The following is a 19,072-nucleotide window of genomic DNA, read 5'->3' as shown; positions in this document are numbered from 1 at the left end:
TTACATCTCTCCTTGTTGAATAGCTTGAAGCGGTTGTATCTTTCTAATTTGAATACCAGATAAAGTTGCACCTATAAACCCGATGATGAGAAAAACAATTGCTAATTGAGTAGTTGTTGCCAAAGTTAAATGAAACGGCATTCCCTCAGGTGCAATGGTCGAGAATAACTGACTCAAAGCGATAGATAAAGCAAGGGCGATAGTTGTGATGAGTAACATTTGCGTCCACATCATTTGAAATAACGCACTTGTTTTCACGCCGATAGCTTTTAAAATACCATACAGTCCAATCTTTTGTACGTTCATCATGTAGAAGAAAATACCAAATAACATACCACTGATTACGACTAGAAACCAAACAATCATATTTAATGAAAGTTGTTCAGCGCTGTAACTTGGGATAGTGTTTAGGAAACTTTTGTTTGAAAAGTCTTGAAGACCATTGATAGACGTTGTTTCGTCCTTTCCAGGGACAAACATCATTTGCATTTCTTCCACACGATACATTTCCTGATAATTGATAGGATTAATAAAAGCGACAGGCGAATGGCTGAATTTCTTCTGTTCAACAAAGCCTTTCACAAGAAGATCTTTGCTAAGTTGATTGCTTGTCAATTTGTCGCCAACTTTAACACCTTTATCTTTTAGTGATTCATCAAGCAATACTTCTCCATCTGCAACTTCTGGAAAAAGGCCTGGATTTGTAGCTGTAACAAAGGCAACACCTAGTTGCTTGTCATCTGCATTATTTAGAAAACCCATTTGAATCGATAATGCTGTTGCATCTTCAGTCTCTTTGATAATCTGCTCCGCAATACTTTTATCTATTTTTGAAAGATTATAAGTTTCATCTGCATTTTCATCCATATAAAATGTACCTTCAGGCATATCTTTAATTAACGCTGCGTTATCTTGAGACAGGCCATTAGCTAATCCAGATATAATGAATGTTAATAGACTCACAAGAAAAACTATCGAACCTAATATAATAAAACGTGATTTGTTTTTAATAATTTCTTTCCATGCCATCTTCATCATTATTACCTCCAACTTGTTGATGAAAATAGTATATTCCCACCATATGAACGCAATGTGAATCATGGGGACGGTTCTCGTGTTTCATGTTTCACTCGTGAATGCTGCATTAATCATGAATCATGACGGTTCTGTAGTGCACTTCAATAGTTAGAGTGAAAATAAATAAACTTTTGGGGTGTTTATTTTGCTCAAAAATATAGGGATAGTTTGAAGTTAAAGGTAGTAAAAGCGTATCAAGAAGGTAATCTAGGGGTTAGACCTTAGTGAGCTAGTTTTTCTATTACTTGATGGGATTTACATTTTCTAAAGCAAGCACTTCTAAGCATAATTGAAGAACTTCATATATATGTTCGCATCATTTCTGACGTGACGTGATAAATTACCTTTTTATGTAAATTTAGTAGATACTTTTGGAAATCGAATCTAGCCGCTCTTTCGTTATTCTTGTGGATTATCATCATATATTTTTTATCAAAAAGACCCTAGAAATTAGATTTTATCGCTAACTTCTAGGGGCAGCTCCTAAGCGTACTTTATTATTTATTTTTTATTGTAATGTTTATCGAGTATTTCTTTATTTGCCTTCATTTGTTCAATTGCATCATGAGGTAATCCGTTTTTCTTATATAATTCACTTTCAACAGAAAACATTTTACTTTGTTCTTCATCCTCAAACGTTAGTGTGAATAATTCATCAAATGATTGAATACGTAATGCAATCATGATTGCGGTTAAATGTTGAAGATTTAGGGTTACCTTCTTATTATTTTTCAAATCGCATAATGAAGCATACCTAATACCAGTAAGATGCGATAATTCTATTAATGATATGTCCATCTCATCTATTTTCTCTTGCAATTTACATTCGACTTTAACTTGTCCAAAAGTCATAATTGTATCATTCACTAATTCGATAATATTTTTACGTTTATACATATTAACCACCTTGCAAAGTTTAATTAATTTTTAAAGCAATTATAATGTGCCATTAAATGTATACAAATTCAAGTTAAAAGTACTGTTTAAAAATGTAAAGGATGGAAAGAGGCATACGAAAATTGTAGTTGCTAGAATGATGAAAAGTGAAAGGGGATGCTGTTGTAGTTTGCATTTATACAAGGTAAAGGCGATGATTATGATATAGTAAACTTCACTTTTGAAAATACATTTCAAATGATGACTCATCTGGGAAGGAATGAAAATCTTTTGCTTACTACTAATTATATAAATCGCACATCACTTATTATAAATATATTGTTATAATTATAAGTAATAGTGTATATTAATACATAACCTCTTCATATACTGTGAAATAAAGTTAGGAGTGCAAATAAGTATTTGATACAAGAATAATAGTGTGTAAGGAATCTCAAGATAATATGGTGCTAATTTAGATAAGCGTCGGGAAGAATGGTTATTGTACAAGGAAGCATCTTAAGTGCCGCGTCATATAGTTAGTGTCATGAATGCGGTGTCAAAAAAGAATGAGGTTATTCCTATTTTACTTTTTCATCTTATTTTGTCGGTGGATATTTATTGTTCGTAGTATGAACTGCTGATGCATAATATACGACATCTCGTTGTATTGTGAGCACCAGCATGGTTCGATGTGTTGTGTGATTTTTATTTTCATAAATTTGAATAAGGATAAAAAGTAAATGGGAGTAGGAGAAATACATGAAATATGCAACATCATGTGGTAGATTTTGTGGGCCCGGGCTCTTGCTGATTGAGATATCTTTATTTGGTAAAGTTAGAATAGAAGTTATGAAATAAAATTGGAGGAATCAAGATATGCTAGAAAAATTATTTGAGAGACTAGAAGAAATTTACCCCGAGTTAGTAAAAATCCGTAGGGATCTCCATATGTATCCAGAACTCTCCCATCAGGAAGTGCATACACCAAAGAAAATTGCGAATCACTTGGAAGATTTAGGGATTGAGGTAAGAACTGGGGTTGGTGGAAGAGGCGTTGTTGGAACGCTTAAAGGAGGAAAACCGGGTAAGACAGTAGCGCTACGTGCCGATTTTGATGCATTGCCAATTCAAGAGGAAACGGACGTAGACTACATGTCGCAAATCCCTGGTGTTATGCATGCTTGTGGACATGATTTACATACTGCTGCACTACTTGGGGTTGCAAAGATTTTAAGTGAAATAAAGGATGAGATTCCTGGTACGATAAAATTTATTCATCAGTTTGGGGAAGAGGTAACCCCCGGCGGTGCAAAGCCAATGATTGAAGACGGTTGCTTAGATGGTGTGGATATTATTTATGGTGCTCACGTCGTATCAACGGAGGAGTTCGGTACGGTTGGTGTCAAAGAAGGGTACGCTTCTTCAGCACAGGATGATTTTCACATTGTTATTCATGGAAAAGGTGGACATGGTTCCCAACCACATCAAACCGTGGATCCGCTTGTTACAGGGAGTCAGTTAGTCGTAAATATGCAACAAATTGTGAGCCGACGCATTAATCCATTTCAGGCAGCAGCTGTAACGGTCGCATCATTTGTTAGTGGTGCTGGAAATAATGTCATTCCAGATACTGCCGTAATAAAAGGAACGGTTCGTACATTTGATGAAGAAGCGCGTAATATCATTGAAGAAGCTTTAGAAAATATTACAAAAGCAACATGTGCTGCGAATGGTGCCACGGTTGATTTCGAATATGTGAAAGAATGCCCTTCGATGTATAATGACCCACAAGAAACAAAGCGTGTAGAGGAAACGGCGAACCTTCTATTTGGTGGTGAAAATGTCATGACTGATGATCCGTTAATGGCTAGCGAGGACTTTGCCTTCTACCAACAAGAAATCCCAGGTGTTTATTTTACAGTTGGAGGTAGAAACGAAGAAATTAATGCTGTCTACCCCCATCATCACCCCAAGTTCAATATCGACGAACGAGCAATTATAAAAATTAGCCAAATGTTCATCGCATTAGTTTTAGGAAAGTGACACATGGGTGACACATGGGGACGGTTCTCGCGTTTCATTCAAGTGAGCTAAATATGGGGGCTACTCTTGCGTTTTATCAGGTGAGCTTCGTGAAGGGAAGGGCAGTGACACAGCGGGACGGTTCTGTTGTTTCAATCAACTGCTTAAGAGGAATATATATGAAGTGGACATAAATTTATAGGTGTTTATAGAAAACAATATGAAATCGAACTGTTGACATCCATCTAACACTGAAAAATATTTTTTATTTTATCCCCCCAAAGTGTCACTTGTTTCGATTATAGATATAAGAGCTGTTTACGGCTGATTTCATGTTCTAATGTTGTATTTTTTCCTTAATATAGAGGAAAATGGTTATGGAAATGATAAATAATGTCTAATAGATTGGTATTGATAGGGTTTTCATGGATAGAAAGCTAAAAAATGGGATGGACTTAAAATAATAAAGTCCATCCATGAAGTGATGTTGGTAAGATATATTGTATTTTGTGGATTAAAATGTAAAAATTGTTTAGGATGATTGGAACCGGGGGTGAAGCGGAAGAACCGCCTCCATGTGTCGTCCCCATGTGTCGTCCATGTATCGTCCCGTGTCTCGGCAAAACTCGTGTCTCAAACGACCATAGATGAAACACGAGAACCGTCCCTATGTTTCACCCATGTTTCATGCGGATGGTCCAAATATTTTTTCTTTTAATGCTTTTCCTGTTGGTGTTGCTGCTAGGCCGCCTTCTCCGGTTTCTCTGAGTGTGGCTGGCATTCTTTTTCCAATTTGATACATTGCTCCGATCACTTCATCACAAGGAATTCTACTTTTGACACCTGCTAGTGCCATGTCTGCTGAGACAATAGCGAGAGAGGCGCCACCTGCATTTCTTTTTACGCATGGTACTTCGACAAGCCCCGCTACTGGATCGCAAACAAGCCCAAGCATATTTTTTAATGTCATTGCAAAAGCATCTGCAGATTGTTGCGGTGTTCCTCCTGCCATTTCTACAATTGCAGCTGATGCCATTGCTCCGGCTGAGCCAACTTCTGCTTGACATCCACCAGCAGCCCCAGAAATAAAGGCATTATTTGCCACAACAAATCCGAAAGCTCCTGCTGTAAATAAATAGCGAATCATCTGTTCATGTGTTGGATTTAGTTGCTCTTTAACAGCAAATAATGTACCCGGGACAACGCCTGCACTTCCTGCTGTTGGGGTTGCACAAATTGTTCCCATTGCTGCGTTTACTTCATTCGTTCCCATTGCTTTACTAACTGCATCCATCATTAGATTTCCAGATAATGGGGTTTTGTTTTTCATATATTCCTGAATTCGTACGGCATCGCCACCTGTTAATCCAGTTACTGATGTGACTCCTTTTCCTTTTAAACTATCATTGATTGCTTGTTCCATTACTTCAAGGTTACGTTCCATCTCAGTAAAAATCTCTTCACGTGTTTTTTCTTTTACATCCATCTCTTGACGAATCATCACTTCTGAAATTGAGATGTTTTCTTTCTCCGCCATTTCTACTAATTCAGCAACTGTGCGAAACATATGCATTCTCCTCTCTTAACTGTCTAACTAATGATTGTTGATATGTGTGTAATATTATCTGCTTCATTTAGTTCTTTTAAAATGGCTTCACCGATATTTTGGTCTGTCTCAATTACCATTAAAGCTTCTTTCCCAACATCTTTTCGGTTTACTTCCATATGACCGATGTTAATTTTATGTTTTGCGAGAATGGTAGTCACAGAAGCAATAGCACCGAAACGATCATCGTGCATGACAAGAATTGCTGGGTGATTTCCAGATAAACGTAGATTAAAACCATTTAACTCGGTAATTTCTACTTTTCCACCACCGATTGATATCCCAACCAATTCAACTTGTTCTACATCATTGCCAATAATTAGTCTAGCTGTATTCGGATGGTCGACTGCCGCAGTATCTTCAATAAATTCTATTTTAATTTCGCGCTCGTTTGCAATCTCTAGTGCCTTACTCATTCGTGGATCGTCCGTTTCAAAACCTAATAATCCTCCTACCAAGGCAAAATCTGTCCCGTGCCCCTTGTATGTCTTAGCGAAAGATTCATATAAGTGGATCTTTGCCCACCGAGGTTCATCACCTAAAAGATTTCTTGCTGCCTTTCCAATACGTGCCGCCCCGGCTGTATGTGAACTTGATGGCCCAATCATAACTGGACCAATAATATCAAAAACAGAATTAAACTTCATATTTACCACCGCCTTGTTATTTTTGTGAATCATGGGGACGGTTCTCCTGTTTCATCTCGTGCCCTCAAACGTTAGTGAGGGGACTTGTTATCAAATATGAGGCAGAAGAACCTTCCATCTGTTTTCCGCTGTTTTTACGCCTAAGTAAGTGAAACACAAGAACCGTCCCTGTGTTTCATGCTGGTTCTAGTTCTGTATCGATTGCAGTGACTTGATTGACTCTGCGAATTTTAAAGTTTTTAAATAAAATGGATCCAACGTATCCCCAGAATGCGCTGATTAATGCGCAAGATAGTGCGATGATTGTTACTTTGATTGGGTCATTGAAACCGAACATTACGGCAAATCCAGCGATTGGGGTAGCGGTACCTGTTGCTCCGTTGACTAGTCCCGATAGCGCGATGATGATACCGGATGAAGCCCCACCTAGGAAGTTCGTAACGTAAATCGGAATTGGATTAGCTGAAATAATATCAACCTGTGATAATGGCTCAATTGCAACAGAAATTGTTGTTTTGCGATCACCAAACTTCATGCGATGGAAGAAAACAAAGTTCATAAATGATGAACCGAACACGGCTAGTGCGCCTATTGCCATTGGGACACCAGTTAGTCCTAACATCGCTGTTAAGGCCATGGAACTTAATGGTGCTGTTGCAACGACTGTAATAACGCCGCCTAAGATAATTCCCATAACAATCGGGCTAGCGTCTGTTGTTTGTGTTATAATTCCACCGATATTAAGTAGTGTAGCATCAACTAACGGATCTGCATAGACTGCAAGTAATCGGACAAGCGGTGTTGCAATAACTATTGTAACAATTAAATCAAGTCCATCGGGAACTTTTTTCTCAATTTTTTTCACGACGAAAGACATCAGGTAGCCAGCAACAAAACCTGGTAATAATCCTAGTCCAGCACAAGATACCCCCATCATTAATGCATAAACAGGTGATACTCCCATTGCCAGGGAAACGAGGGCAGCAGCTGCTACACCGCCCATACTTCCAGCTGCATCTCCTACTTCACCTAAAAATTTAATGTTTAACAGGTCTCCACCTACATAACGTTGAAAAGCCTCGACTAAGAATGTGGCAATGGCAGCACTTGCCAAAGCTCCCATTGCTTTCATACCTCTTGGCGCTTTATAACTAAATAACGTAAAGCAAGCTAGTACCACTAATAATAAAATACTTCCCTTTAAAATTGCCATTGATGTTCTCCCCTTTGATGTTATATGAATGCGCTATCATTTTAATGCGCCTTATTCCGCGTCTTGATCGATAAGATATTCCTGCATAGAACGGACTTTATTCAAATAATTGTAGACAGTAAATTTTGAAACCCCTAGAACATGTGCAACATACTCTGTTGCTCCTTTTATGAGAAATGTCCCTTTCTTATCTAGTTCACTGACACAATCAATTTTTTCTTCCATGGACATTTGGGAAGGTGCTTTTTTATAACGAAGTAGTACTTGGTTTACCATGTCATGTGTAACATCTTGAACAGAATGATAAAATGTTTCGACTGGTTGTTTATCTTGTTGAAAATCAATAAAAGTGTCAATCTCGCCACCAAATTCCATTAAAAGACTAATGTCATAGTTTGTACAAAGTGCCCCAATAATCTTGTTATCTTCGTCTCTTAAAAAGACTGTAGTAGATTTTAAAACATGTCCTTCTTTTGATTGGGTGCGATAACTTGGAATATCTTCTATATCTTCCTGTTCTTTTCTTAGTTCATTTAAAACGAGGTCTGTGATTGGAGAACCGATTTCACGGTGTGTTACATTTCCAGCAATATGTATCAAGGACCTTTGTAAATCTGAAAAGTCATGAACTGCAACTTCACATCTTGGTCCAAACAAGTCTACTATCATATTTGCGGTTCTAATAGCATGATCAAAAATAAGCTTGTCCTTTTCCTTCATTCCTCTCACCTCTCGAATGTAATCGTTTTCAAAGTGATCTTCTATTAAACTATACCACAAAATCAATAGAATTCAAACAAAATTTTAACCCTTCAAATAAAATTTGAAACATAGGGACGGTTCTCATGTTTCATGGCGACACATATCCCGAATCTTTGTGACACTTTCATGCGCATAATGACCAATGACCACGATTAAATGGGTCATAACTCGAATATTAGATTAGTCCGCAGTTTTCAATGCTGTGTATTTTTTATATTAATGATTACTAAATTTTAATTATGAGTAGGTTTAAATGATTAAATTGGTGTTTATCTAGCATATTTTATATTAATAGTGAGTTTTTAAGTTTTAAAGTTATGTAAAATACAATTTTTATAGGAATGTGTGTTCTTGACTAAGAGAATAAAATAGACTATCTTGTGAAGTGTTGGGACGGTTCTGGTGCTTCGCGATGTAGAAAAGTATGCATATTAACCTAATAATCTTGCTAATCCTATACCTTCAAGTTTTTCCCCGAAAAGAAAATCCGTAAAAAAATTACTTCGACTATTATTAAATTTCATAGATTGGGAGGAGAAAGAAGATGCCGCGTAAAGCCAGAATACAAAGTAAAACTGGTGTTTACCATATTATGTTAAGAGGTGCGAATAGACAGGAGATTTTTCATGACGATGAGGACTGTATGAGATTTCTTGAAACAATTCAAAGATACAAAAGCAAATCAGGAATTAAAGTTTTTGCTTGGTGTTTAATGGGGAATCACGTGCATTTGTTACTCAAGGAAGGAATAGAAGACATTTCAAATACGATGAGGCGAATTGGGGTAAGTTTCGTTTCGTATTATCATTGGAAGTATAAGACAACAGGTCATCTATTTCAAGACCGTTTTAGAAGTGAAAATGTTGAGTCAGATAGATATTTATTAACAGTTACAAGATATATTCATCAAAATCCAATAATGGCTGGATTGACTCGTAAAGTGGAAGAATGGAAGTGGAGCAGCTGCCTGGGATATTATGGTAAACAATATTTTCCAATGGGACTACTGGATAAGGATTTTGTTCTGGAGAAATTCTCTGATAATGCGGAAGCAGCTAGAAGAATGTTTAGAGATTATAATGAATTACAAAATGGTGATCAATGTTTAGATGACTTTCCTAGACGGGTACGAAAAACAGATACAGAAGCAAAAAAGGAAATGGAGATATTGTTGGGTCCTGTTGAGATTGCACATGTTAAAAGTTTACCACGATTAAAAAGAAACGAGATTCTGAGGAATGTTAAAAAAATTGAGGGTGTTTCATATCGCCAAATCGCTAGAATTTTTGGAGTCTCACCGAGTTTAGTTGCTAGGGCTTAAGATGGGCAAACACGAGATTTGAATAATACAAATGGCTCCGAACAATGCAAAATCTATTGTGGAAATTGTGGATGAAACGAGAGAACCGTCCCCATGTTTCACCGTGTTTCCCCGAATGGTAATTAAGGCTTAGGAATGATGGAGTGGAAAAAACGTCTATATGCTTCAAAAGTGATACTAATAGACTATATATTTTTCCCTTACATTGTATATAATGGTAATAATAGATTTAATTACCGAATTATTAAACTTATTAATTTTTTGCGTACCTCACTAACTTCATTAGATTTACCTACGAGTTTTTCTCACCATGATTTTACGCGAATACTGTCCGTATTGCGAAATTCCTTAATTTCTTGTAAGTATCACAGTTTTTGTTGCTCCAGTAAAGTTAAGGAGCACTAAAATATGAAACCATATATCCAACTGTAATCAGGCAAAGCTGTAAGGCCAATTAAAAGGTAGCCAGTATAGTGCACTGTTTTCTTCAGTTCAAATATGTTTTGTATGTATATCTCATATTCGTCAGTTTATAAGGCTAGTAGATTTAGGATGGCTAGAATAAGAAGAGTTGACTAGGTCGTTGCTGAAACATGAGAACCGTCTCGCAGTTTCTCCATCTCTTAAGGGAAGCGACTCATGTTTCCTAAAAGCAGCGTGAAACATGAGAACCGTCCCCGTGTTTCACGTAAAGGAGGTGTTTGTTTGAGGGGGATTATTATGGCTGGTGGGTATGGGTCTCGTTTGTACCCGTTGACGAGTTCTGTGTCAAAGCAGTTGTTGCCGATTTATGATAAGCCAATGATTTACTATCCGTTATCTGTTTTAATGCTTGCGGGGATTCGGGAGGTTTTAATTATTTCAACTCCGACAGATACGCCTAGATTTAAACAATTACTTGGCGATGGGGAAAATCTTGGAATGGATATCACGTATGCGGTCCAGGAGTCCCCGGGTGGTATTGCAGAGGCGTTTATTATTGGTAAAACATTTATTGGCCATGATCGTGTAGCCCTTATTTTAGGTGATAATATTTTTTATGGTCATGGATTTGCGACGATATTGGAGAAAGCAGTATACCGACAATCATGTGCTACTATTTTTGGCTATCATGTCAATAACCCGGAGCGGTATGGGGTTATTGAATTTGAAAAAAGTGGTCAGGTGAAAAACATTGAAGAAAAGCCTTTAAAGCCAAAATCGACATATGCGGTTACAGGACTTTATTTTTACGATAACGATGTCATAGATATTGCGAGTAATCTCCAGCCGTCAGATCGCGGTGAATTAGAAATTACGGATGTAAACAAAGCGTATTTACAACAGAAAAAACTCCATGTGGAAATACTTGGCAGGGGTTTTGCTTGGCTAGATACTGGTACGCATGCCTCTTTGCTTGAGGCTTCTACATTTGTTCAAACGATTGAAAAAAGACAAAGTTTGAAAGTTGCCTGTTTGGAGGAAATTGCTTATCACAAAGGATACATTGGCATAGATCAAGTACTAACAGCTGCAGAAAAGTATGCCCAAAGTGATTATGGAAAATATCTTTTCAATATAGTAGAAAGGTCTAGAAAAACTTTAACAAAGGATGTGTTAATTTGAACATCGTTGAACGGGTATGGAATCAGGTATTGTTGCTTGAACCTGACATTCATGAAGACCATCGAGGTTTTTTTCTAGAAAGCTATCGGCAAGATCAATTAGAGAGGCTTGGTATCATTGATTACTTTGTTCAAGATAATCATTCGTATTCAAAAGAACCAGGTATTTTACGCGGTCTACATTATCAACAGTTGGAAAAAGCACAATCAAAGCTTGTCCGGGTGACAAGCGGAGCGATTTATGATGTGGTCGTCGATATTCGTAAAGGATCGCCGACATATGGAGAATGGGTTTCGTTTATTTTATCCGAGTATAACAAAAGAATGTTGTATGTGCCAAAAGGATTTGCACATGGATTTTGTACGTTAACCCCTAACACAAATATCGTTTATAAAGTGGATACGTATTATTCACCGGACCATGATTGTGGTATCAAATGGTGTGATCCACAAATTGGGATTAGCTGGCCTATTTCAACGCCGATATTATCAAAAAAAGATGAGTTGCAGCCCTTTTTGGCGGAAGTCGATACAACTTTTTCATATAAAGAGATGTATGTATGAAGGTATTGGTGACAGGTGCTACAGGACAATTAGGGTGTGACATTGTTCGCGAGGGGCAGAAGCAAGGCTTAGAAATAATTGGTGTTGGAACAAGTGATTTTGATATAACAAATGAAGCTCAGGTTCACGGTTATATGGATATCATTAAGCCAGATATCGTCATCCATTGTGCTGCATATACGAATGTTGATAAGGCGGAAAAGGATAAGGAAACATGTGGAAAGGTCAATGTTCAAGGTACAAGACATATTGTAGAGGCTGCAAAAAAGCACCATGCAACTTTATTGTATGTGAGCACCGATTATGTGTTTGACGGGAAAAAGCTGGGACCTTACACAGCGTGTGACGAAACATGTCCAATAAATGTGTATGGTCAAACAAAATTAGCTGGTGAAGAAATTGTTAAACATACACTGGAACGTTGGTTTATTGTTCGTGTCTCTTGGCTGTATGGTTTTCATGGGAACAATTTTGTTCATGCGATGGCAAGACTTGGACAAGCAAAAGATACCCTTCATGTTGTTGATGATCAAATTGGAACCCCAACATATACGGTAGATGTGGCAAAAGTGATGATTCAACTCATACAAACATCCCATTTTGGAATATATCATCTTACGAATGCAGGATATTGTACTTGGTTTGAATTTGCCCAAGAAATTTTTATGCAATTGGATATGCGCCATGTTCATGTACAACCTATATCTGCTAGGGAGTTTGCATCCCCAGCCCAACGACCATCTAATTCTCGTATGGATTGTGGGAAATTGATAGAATGTGGAATTGCACCGTTACGACATTGGAAGGATGCTTTAGAAGAATATGTCATGGAAAATAATATAAAAAAGACTCTGTAGTACATGTGTGGCCAAATAGAGTTATTTTCTATTCCATTATAAGGGGGGAAATCAATGCGATTATTAGTTACTGGTGGGGCTGGCTTTATTGGCGGAAATTTTATTCATTATATGATTGAAAAATATGCGGAAGTGCAAATCGTAAATGTTGATTCACTTACGTATGCAGGAGATATAAAAAAACATCAACATTTGGATGGAAACTCGCAGTATACATTTATAAAAGGGGATATCACCAATCAAGCGTTGATGCGAACGGTTTTTGAAAAGCAATCATTTGACTATATCGTTCATTTTGCCGCGGAGAGCCATGTTGATCGTTCTATTGTGGACCCCCATTTGTTTTTACAAACGAATGTAATCGGTACGCAGCTGTTGTTGGCGTTGGCAAAGGAATTTCAAGTTCAAAAGTTCATCCACATTTCAACAGATGAAGTGTATGGTGAATTAGCCTTTTCAGAAAAGGAGACCTTTACGGAGCAGTCCCCGCTTGCACCGAATAATCCGTACAGTGCAAGTAAGGCGTCTGCAGATTTATTCGTTCGCGCGTATTTTGAAACATATGATTTACCAATGAATATTGTAAGATGTTCAAATAATTTTGGGCCATACCAGTTACCAGAAAAATTAATCCCATTAACTATTACGCGACTATTACAAGGTCAACGAGTTCCGATTTATGGTGATGGCCAACAAATTCGTGACTGGTTACATTGTCATGATTATTGTGCAGCAATTGACCTTATTATGGAAAAAGGGAAAAGTGGAGAAGTTTATAATGTAGGTAGCCAAAATGAACGGACAAATATTGCAGTCGTTCGGCAAATCATTGATACGCTAGCATTAACAGATGATTTCATTCAATTTGTACCAGATCGATTAGGGCATGACAAGCGTTATGCGATTAATTCGACAAAGTTAAAAAATCTTGGCTGGCGACCGTTTTATACATTTGAAGATGGTCTAAAGCAAACAATCGAGTGGTATCTTACACATCGTGATTGGTGGGAGAAAATAGAGGAAAAAGTATCATTTAAATGAGCTATAGAGAATGCCGTAGTGTGTTTCAGCTTAAATGAATGCGAGGAATGCCGTAGTGTGTTTTGGCTCAAATGAATCTAAAAAAATGCCCACGTGTGTTCGACTGAAATGAAGGACATCTTGTCTTAAATGAACTGTAAAAACCACCGCCTTGTTTTACTTGTGAATTAGTCGAGCAAGGGGAGGCGAAAGGATGAAACACGAGAACCGTCCCCATGTTTCAAGGGGGGGATATAAGGGAGTGTGAGTGTGGAAATGAAGCAAGAGAACCGTCCCGATGATTCAAAGATTATTTCGGCGAGGCAGTTGACGAAGTCTTTTGGGAAGTTTATGGCTGTGGAGAATGTGGATTTGGATGTGTATGAGGGGGAAATTTTAGGGTTACTTGGGCCAAACGGTGCAGGTAAGACAACTCTGATTTCAATGTTGACTGGGGTTTTAAAACCAGATACTGGTCAGGCTGTTGTTTGTGGGCATAACTTACGAACGGAATTGAGCAAGATTAAACGTAAAGTTAGTTTGGTTCCACAAGACCTGGCGATATACCTGGAATTAACCGCATATGATAATTTAAGTTTTTTTGCAAATTTGTATGGGTTAAAGGGGAAATTAAAAAAGGAGCGTATAGAAGAAGCATTAGAAATTTCTCAACTGCATGATCAAGCGACGAAAAAGGTGGGGAATTTTTCCGGTGGTATGAAAAGAAGATTAAATTTAGCAATTGGTTTACTCAATCATCCGAAAGTCATATTTTTTGATGAGCCAACTGTCGGTGTCGATCCGCAATCTCGCAGTCATATATTTAAGTCAATTCAGTATTTAGTGAAAGAGCTAAAAATGAGTGTCATATATACAACGCATTATATGGAAGAAGCAGAGTTGCTATGTGATCGTGTCGCAATCTATGATCAAGGGAAAATTATGGATTTAGATGATACAGAAGCGCTCCTCACAAAGCACGGACAAAAACAGTTGGAAATTAGAATGGATCCAATTGGGGAGGAAATGTTAACGGAAATTGCGCATGACAACTATGTTGACTCTGTTCATTATGTAGACGATAAACTAGTTATACATGCACATGATCTCTTAATTCCAACAGAAAAAGTATTAGGAATGATCCGGGAAAAACAGTTACAAGTGAAAAGTTTTAATGTGCGGGAATCTGATTTAGAGGACGTATTTTTAAAGTTAACAGGTAAGAAACTACGGAATTAATCTGGAGGAATAGGAAAATGAATGTATGGAACATAGCAATGAAAGATATAAAAATATTTTTACGCGATATTCCTGGCCTCATTTATTTAATTTTAACACCAATTATCGTAATTGCGATTGCTAGCTTCGCGTTATCAGGTATTTTTACGGAGGGGGAAATGGAGAAGTTCTCTATTCCGTTAGTTGTAGAAGATGAAGGAGAAATGACAGATCAGCTAATCGCTGTGTTAAAAGATACGTCCGTTTTAAAAATTGTAGAAAAGACAGATAAGGGAAAGGATTTAACACGAAAACAGGCTAGGAAACTCGTGCCAGAATATAAGGCTGCAATCGTAATTCCAAAGGGATTCTCGGAAAAGGTACTACAAAGTGAGCATGCGGAGCTCATAGTAATGAGTGACCCTGCAGATCTCGTTATACCTGGTGTTGTAAATGATATTTTATCTCAATATACTGCGAAACTATCTATGCAATCGGTGGCGAATGAAGTTGCGATTGAGGCAATCACGCAAATGACGGAGCAATCGAAGGAATCCCATGGGGTTACCTTAGATCCGTCAGGGGAAATTGAATCAGCCAAAGAAAAAAGTGCGTATTACGTAGAGAATCCCCCAATTGTTGTCACGACGGATGTTGTAAAAAATGGTGATAAGGCACGTGAAACGACCCCCTTTGAATCCAACGTTCCGGGATATGCGGTTATGTTTGTATTATTGGGGACGACTGCTGCAGCATCAAGTCTACTAGATGAGCGGGAACGGGGCACGCTAAGGAAATTGCAGACATTACCAATTACAAGAATGTCCATTTTAAGCGGGAAAATGCTAGCGAATTTCATGACGGCTTTATTCCAAATGCTTGTGTTATTTACAGTGGGACATTTTGTTTTTGGAATGTGGCTTGGGCACTCGATTACAGGGCTAATTTTGCTCATTATCGCAACTGCCTTTGCGGCTACTGGCATGGCCATGCTTATTGCATCAATTTGTAAGACGCGGGCCCAGGCAAGTGGTGTTTCTTTGCTCATCGTATTATCAATGTCAGCTCTTGGTGGCTCATGGTGGCCCTTATACATTGTCCCAGAATGGCTACAAACAGTAGCGCATGTAACATTAACAGCTTGGGCAATGAGCGCATTTAATAACTTACTCGTCTACGGACAAGGAATCACATCCGCACTCGTTTCAATCGCAGTCCTGTTTTCCATGGGAATCATATTTCTCTTATTATCCGTCCGCCTCTTCCGATTCAACTGAAACATGGGGACGGTTCTCCCGTTTCACTAGAACCAGCGGTGAAACACGAGACGGATCTCCCGCCCGAACAAACCAGCGGTGAAACACGGGGACGGTTCTCCCGTTTCACACAAATCAGCAGTGAAACATGAGACGGATCTCCTAATTCCGCTGTTTCACCAACTGAACCGTGCATCATATATTCGCCACGTCGCTCTATTAGAAGATAGCGTGTAAGCAATAGAAATTGGAGTATATCTTAGGTGTGTAAATGATAGTTTTTTAGCGTATGTTTCATGTGATGTAGGAGGTAGCCATGACATTGAAATGGGTAAGAACGGAAGTACCGGTCCGGTATGTAGAGTGTGATCCGATGGGAGTTGTGCATCATTCTCATTATTTAAATTGGTTTGAGATTGGCAGAATGAAACTAGCGGAAGAGGCAGGAATTTATTTTCGAGAATTAGATAAGGAAATATACTTTCCTGTTGTGCACATTGATTGCGCGTATAAAGAATCAGCAAAGTTTGGTGATGTTGTCATTGTAGAAACTGCACTGCAACAGCCGAAAAAAGCTTATTTACAATTTTCCTATCGCATATTTCGTAAGTATGGACGAGCATTGCTTGCAAAAGGGGAATCTGAACATGCACTTACGTATCCTGATGGTAGATTAATATATCGACTTGATGCGGAATTTGAGCAAAAAATAGAAAGATTTTTATCATCGTAGAACTAATTAACAAACACCGAACTAGTTAATTAACATAGATTTTGTGAATTCGCTCGTATTTAAACATAATAACCGAAAGTCCACACGCAGTAAAAGCGTAATTCGTTTCACCAAATTGTAATCGTATCTGTAGAACTAGTAGAAGCCATTAGAATGAATAGAACGAATAAAACTAAAAAAACAATTAAACTAATAGAATCAGTCGTGTCATTAGAACCGTAGAAAAATACAGCAAGTGCGACCCCCACTAATTGAAGTTTACTATATTAGGAGGTGTGTAAAATTGAACGCTTTTATTTTTCCCGGGCAAGGTTCACAGCATGTTGGGATGGGGAGGGACTTTTTAAAAGCTTACCCTGACGTATTTGAGGAATTATTTGCAGAGGCCAATGAAGCGCTTGGTTTTGACTTAAAAGAAATTTGCCTTTATGGACCGACAGAAACATTAACAAGCACAGAGATTGCGCAGCCAGCGATTGTAACTTTAAATGTCGGAATATATCGACTCTTGCAACATGAAAATATTACACCAACGTACGTAGCGGGGCATAGCGTGGGACAGTTTGCGGCTTTGGTTGCCGCAGGTGTATTCACTTTTTCAGACACGATTAAAATTGTCCACCAACGTGGAAAAAGAATGATGGCTGTAACGAAGAAAGGAACGATGCTTGCTGTAGTTTGCTCTCGTCAGGAACAATTACAAGAGGTAATTGCAGAAGCAATGAATCATCGGATAGATGTGGCAGGCTATAATTCTCCACAACAAGTTGTTTTTTCAGGAGAAATGACTGAAATAGACGCATTACAAGCACAGTTAGCCGTCATGACAGGTGTTCGGGCAAAGCGAATAAATGTTAGCCAAGGCTTTCATTCTCGTTTGATGGAAGAAATGGAACTTGATTTTATGCGTGATGTTCAGCAATTTCCAATGCAAGATGCATCTATTCCCGTCGTATTGAATTGTAGTGCTTTGGAAACCAAAAATAAAACTGCGATTTTAGAAGATATTCGTTTGCAATGTACTTATCCCGTTTTATGGGAACAAACGATTTCGCATTTATGTGAAAGAGGTGTGTATCATTTTATTGAAGTTGGTACAAGCAGGACATTGACAGGTTTTATGCGGGCATTCGAAAGACCACAAATCAAAACATATGCAATGGAAAGTGCGATGAAGGTAAAAAAATATATTCGTACGTATCAAAAATCTTATCAAAGATAGACAGAGGTGAACGCTTTGTTTTCAGGTGAAGAATTAGCAGTTGTGACTGGAGCATCTCGAGGAATTGGGCGTGCAATTGCAATAGATCTTGCAAGACGTGGGGTTACTACTGTGCTCACATATGTGGCAAATGAAGAGGAAATGGGAAAAACGCTGCAGCAAATTGAAGAGCTAGGTGGAAGGGCACATGCATATCAAGTAGATGTTTCAGTGGAAAAAGAAGTGCAACAGTTTTTCAGAAATATAAAAAAGCATCATGGAAATGTAAATATTTTAGTGAACAACAGCGGCATAACAAAGGATGGATTTTTACCACTAATGAGTAGCACGAAATGGGATGATGTACTGAATGTTAATTTGCGAGGGACATATTTATGCACACGGGAAGCAGTTAAGCAAATGATGGTGCAAAAAAAAGGCGCCATCGTCAATATCGCCTCTACGAGTGGTATTTCAGGAACAAGTGGGCAAACGAATTATGCGGCATCAAAAGGTGGGATGATTGCGTTTACGAAAAGTATTGCTCAGGAAGCTGCTAGTTATCAAATTAGAGCGAATGCAGTGGCACCCGGATTTATTGAAACGGATATGACGAAATCAATGGACCAGCAAACATTAAAACAGATGATAAACCTCATTCCGTTACAGCGTTTAGGGAAGCCAAAAGAAGTCGCCAAGATGGTCTCTTTTTTAAGCTCGAATGATGCATCATATATTACTGGAAAAGTATTTACCGTAGACGGGGGACTAATAAATGGCTAAAGAAAGGGATGTGAATGGACATGCTAACATATGAAGAAACGAAAGAACAAGCGCTGAAGCGAAAGGAATTAACAGAACGATTAAAAGAACTTATTGTAGAACGATTAGACCTTGATATCGAGCCAGAGTTAATAACGGATGACCAACCAATTTTTGGGCGCGGTTTAGGACTTGATTCGATTGATGCATTGGAGTTATTTGTCGCAATTGAGGATGAATTTAATGTAACAGTTTTTGATGATAATATAGAAGTTTTTAGTTCGATTAATAAACTCGCAGATTATATTGTAGAAAATCAGGAGGAGTGAG

Annotated in this window: 18 protein-coding genes; 12 read left to right on the top strand and 6 right to left on the bottom strand. The window is 38.1% G+C overall.

Annotated features, from left to right (window positions below; translation table 11 throughout):
- Together ACFFIS_RS17920 and ACFFIS_RS17915 are read right to left on the bottom strand one after the other, a co-directional pair.
- Positions 1-1,035: an ABC transporter permease gene (locus ACFFIS_RS17920; RefSeq protein WP_390188618.1), complete on the bottom strand. Its 1,035-nt coding sequence runs from the start codon at positions 1,033-1,035 to the stop codon at positions 1-3.
- Between the two features lie 543 nt (positions 1,036-1,578).
- Positions 1,579-1,974 (bottom strand): helix-turn-helix domain-containing protein, encoded by a 396-nt coding sequence (locus ACFFIS_RS17915; protein WP_320380013.1) that lies wholly within the window; start codon positions 1,972-1,974, stop codon positions 1,579-1,581.
- Positions 1,975-2,832: 858 nt separating this feature from the next.
- Between ACFFIS_RS17915 and ACFFIS_RS17910 the strand changes: the two genes are divergently transcribed.
- Positions 2,833-3,999 carry a M20 metallopeptidase family protein gene (locus tag ACFFIS_RS17910; protein WP_320380012.1) on the top strand — a complete coding sequence of 389 codons (1,167 nt, stop codon included), beginning with the start codon at positions 2,833-2,835 and terminating at the stop codon, positions 3,997-3,999.
- A 664-nt stretch (positions 4,000-4,663) separates the two neighbouring features.
- Here ACFFIS_RS17910 and sdaAA read toward each other — a convergent pair.
- The 4 genes from sdaAA to ACFFIS_RS17890 form a co-directional block, all read right to left on the bottom strand.
- Positions 4,664-5,545 carry an L-serine ammonia-lyase, iron-sulfur-dependent, subunit alpha gene (gene sdaAA, locus ACFFIS_RS17905; protein ID WP_390188616.1) on the bottom strand — a complete coding sequence of 294 codons (882 nt, stop codon included), beginning with the start codon at positions 5,543-5,545 and terminating at the stop codon, positions 4,664-4,666.
- A 23-nt stretch (positions 5,546-5,568) separates the two neighbouring features.
- On the bottom strand, positions 5,569-6,231 hold the full coding sequence (gene sdaAB / locus ACFFIS_RS17900; protein ID WP_320380612.1) for an L-serine ammonia-lyase, iron-sulfur-dependent subunit beta: 663 nt from the start codon (positions 6,229-6,231) through the stop codon (positions 5,569-5,571).
- 175 nt (positions 6,232-6,406) lie between these two features.
- On the bottom strand, positions 6,407-7,444 hold the full coding sequence (locus ACFFIS_RS17895; RefSeq protein ID WP_320380011.1) for a PTS sugar transporter subunit IIC: 1,038 nt from the start codon (positions 7,442-7,444) through the stop codon (positions 6,407-6,409).
- A 51-nt stretch (positions 7,445-7,495) separates the two neighbouring features.
- Complete coding sequence (locus ACFFIS_RS17890) at positions 7,496-8,164, bottom strand: helix-turn-helix transcriptional regulator (RefSeq protein WP_320380010.1); 669 nt, start codon at positions 8,162-8,164, stop codon at positions 7,496-7,498.
- A 586-nt stretch (positions 8,165-8,750) separates the two neighbouring features.
- On the opposite strand from ACFFIS_RS17890, the gene ACFFIS_RS17885 reads away from it, so the two are divergent.
- The 11 genes from ACFFIS_RS17885 (at position 8,751) to ACFFIS_RS17835 (ending at position 19,071) form a co-directional block, all read left to right on the top strand.
- Positions 8,751-9,527 carry an REP-associated tyrosine transposase gene (locus ACFFIS_RS17885; RefSeq protein ID WP_390188613.1) on the top strand — a complete coding sequence of 259 codons (777 nt, stop codon included), beginning with the start codon at positions 8,751-8,753 and terminating at the stop codon, positions 9,525-9,527.
- 705 nt (positions 9,528-10,232) lie between these two features.
- Positions 10,233-11,132 carry a glucose-1-phosphate thymidylyltransferase RfbA gene (rfbA, locus tag ACFFIS_RS17880; RefSeq protein ID WP_390188611.1) on the top strand — a complete coding sequence of 300 codons (900 nt, stop codon included), beginning with the start codon at positions 10,233-10,235 and terminating at the stop codon, positions 11,130-11,132.
- Complete coding sequence (gene rfbC / locus ACFFIS_RS17875) at positions 11,129-11,695, top strand: dTDP-4-dehydrorhamnose 3,5-epimerase (protein ID WP_320380007.1); 567 nt, start codon at positions 11,129-11,131, stop codon at positions 11,693-11,695. The genes rfbA and rfbC overlap by 4 nt, the downstream gene beginning before the upstream one ends.
- Positions 11,692-12,552 (top strand): dTDP-4-dehydrorhamnose reductase, encoded by an 861-nt coding sequence (gene rfbD / locus ACFFIS_RS17870; protein ID WP_320380006.1) that lies wholly within the window; start codon positions 11,692-11,694, stop codon positions 12,550-12,552. The genes rfbC and rfbD overlap by 4 nt, the downstream gene beginning before the upstream one ends.
- Before the next feature lie 54 nt (positions 12,553-12,606).
- Entirely contained in the window at positions 12,607-13,593 is a 987-nt protein-coding gene (rfbB, locus tag ACFFIS_RS17865) for a dTDP-glucose 4,6-dehydratase (protein ID WP_390188609.1), read from the top strand.
- A gap of 255 nt (positions 13,594-13,848) precedes the next feature.
- Positions 13,849-14,811 (top strand): ABC transporter ATP-binding protein, encoded by a 963-nt coding sequence (locus tag ACFFIS_RS17860; protein ID WP_390188675.1) that lies wholly within the window; start codon positions 13,849-13,851, stop codon positions 14,809-14,811.
- A 17-nt stretch (positions 14,812-14,828) separates the two neighbouring features.
- On the top strand, positions 14,829-16,067 hold the full coding sequence (locus ACFFIS_RS17855; protein WP_390188607.1) for an ABC transporter permease: 1,239 nt from the start codon (positions 14,829-14,831) through the stop codon (positions 16,065-16,067).
- A gap of 295 nt (positions 16,068-16,362) precedes the next feature.
- Positions 16,363-16,779 (top strand): acyl-CoA thioesterase, encoded by a 417-nt coding sequence (locus tag ACFFIS_RS17850; protein ID WP_320379999.1) that lies wholly within the window; start codon positions 16,363-16,365, stop codon positions 16,777-16,779.
- Positions 16,780-17,062: 283 nt separating this feature from the next.
- Positions 17,063-18,001 (top strand): ACP S-malonyltransferase, encoded by a 939-nt coding sequence (gene fabD / locus ACFFIS_RS17845; RefSeq protein ID WP_320379998.1) that lies wholly within the window; start codon positions 17,063-17,065, stop codon positions 17,999-18,001.
- A gap of 15 nt (positions 18,002-18,016) precedes the next feature.
- Positions 18,017-18,763 carry a 3-oxoacyl-[acyl-carrier-protein] reductase gene (fabG, locus tag ACFFIS_RS17840; protein ID WP_320379997.1) on the top strand — a complete coding sequence of 249 codons (747 nt, stop codon included), beginning with the start codon at positions 18,017-18,019 and terminating at the stop codon, positions 18,761-18,763.
- A gap of 20 nt (positions 18,764-18,783) precedes the next feature.
- Complete coding sequence (locus ACFFIS_RS17835; protein ID WP_320379996.1) at positions 18,784-19,071, top strand: phosphopantetheine-binding protein; 288 nt, start codon at positions 18,784-18,786, stop codon at positions 19,069-19,071.
- Position 19,072: the final 1 nt, after the last annotated feature.

It is taken from the genome of Paracerasibacillus soli (genome assembly GCF_042432965.1).
In the GTDB taxonomy this organism is placed as follows: Bacteria; Bacillota; Bacilli; order Bacillales; family Amphibacillaceae; genus Paracerasibacillus; species Paracerasibacillus soli.
This window is presented reverse-complemented; position numbering and strand designations above follow the sequence as displayed.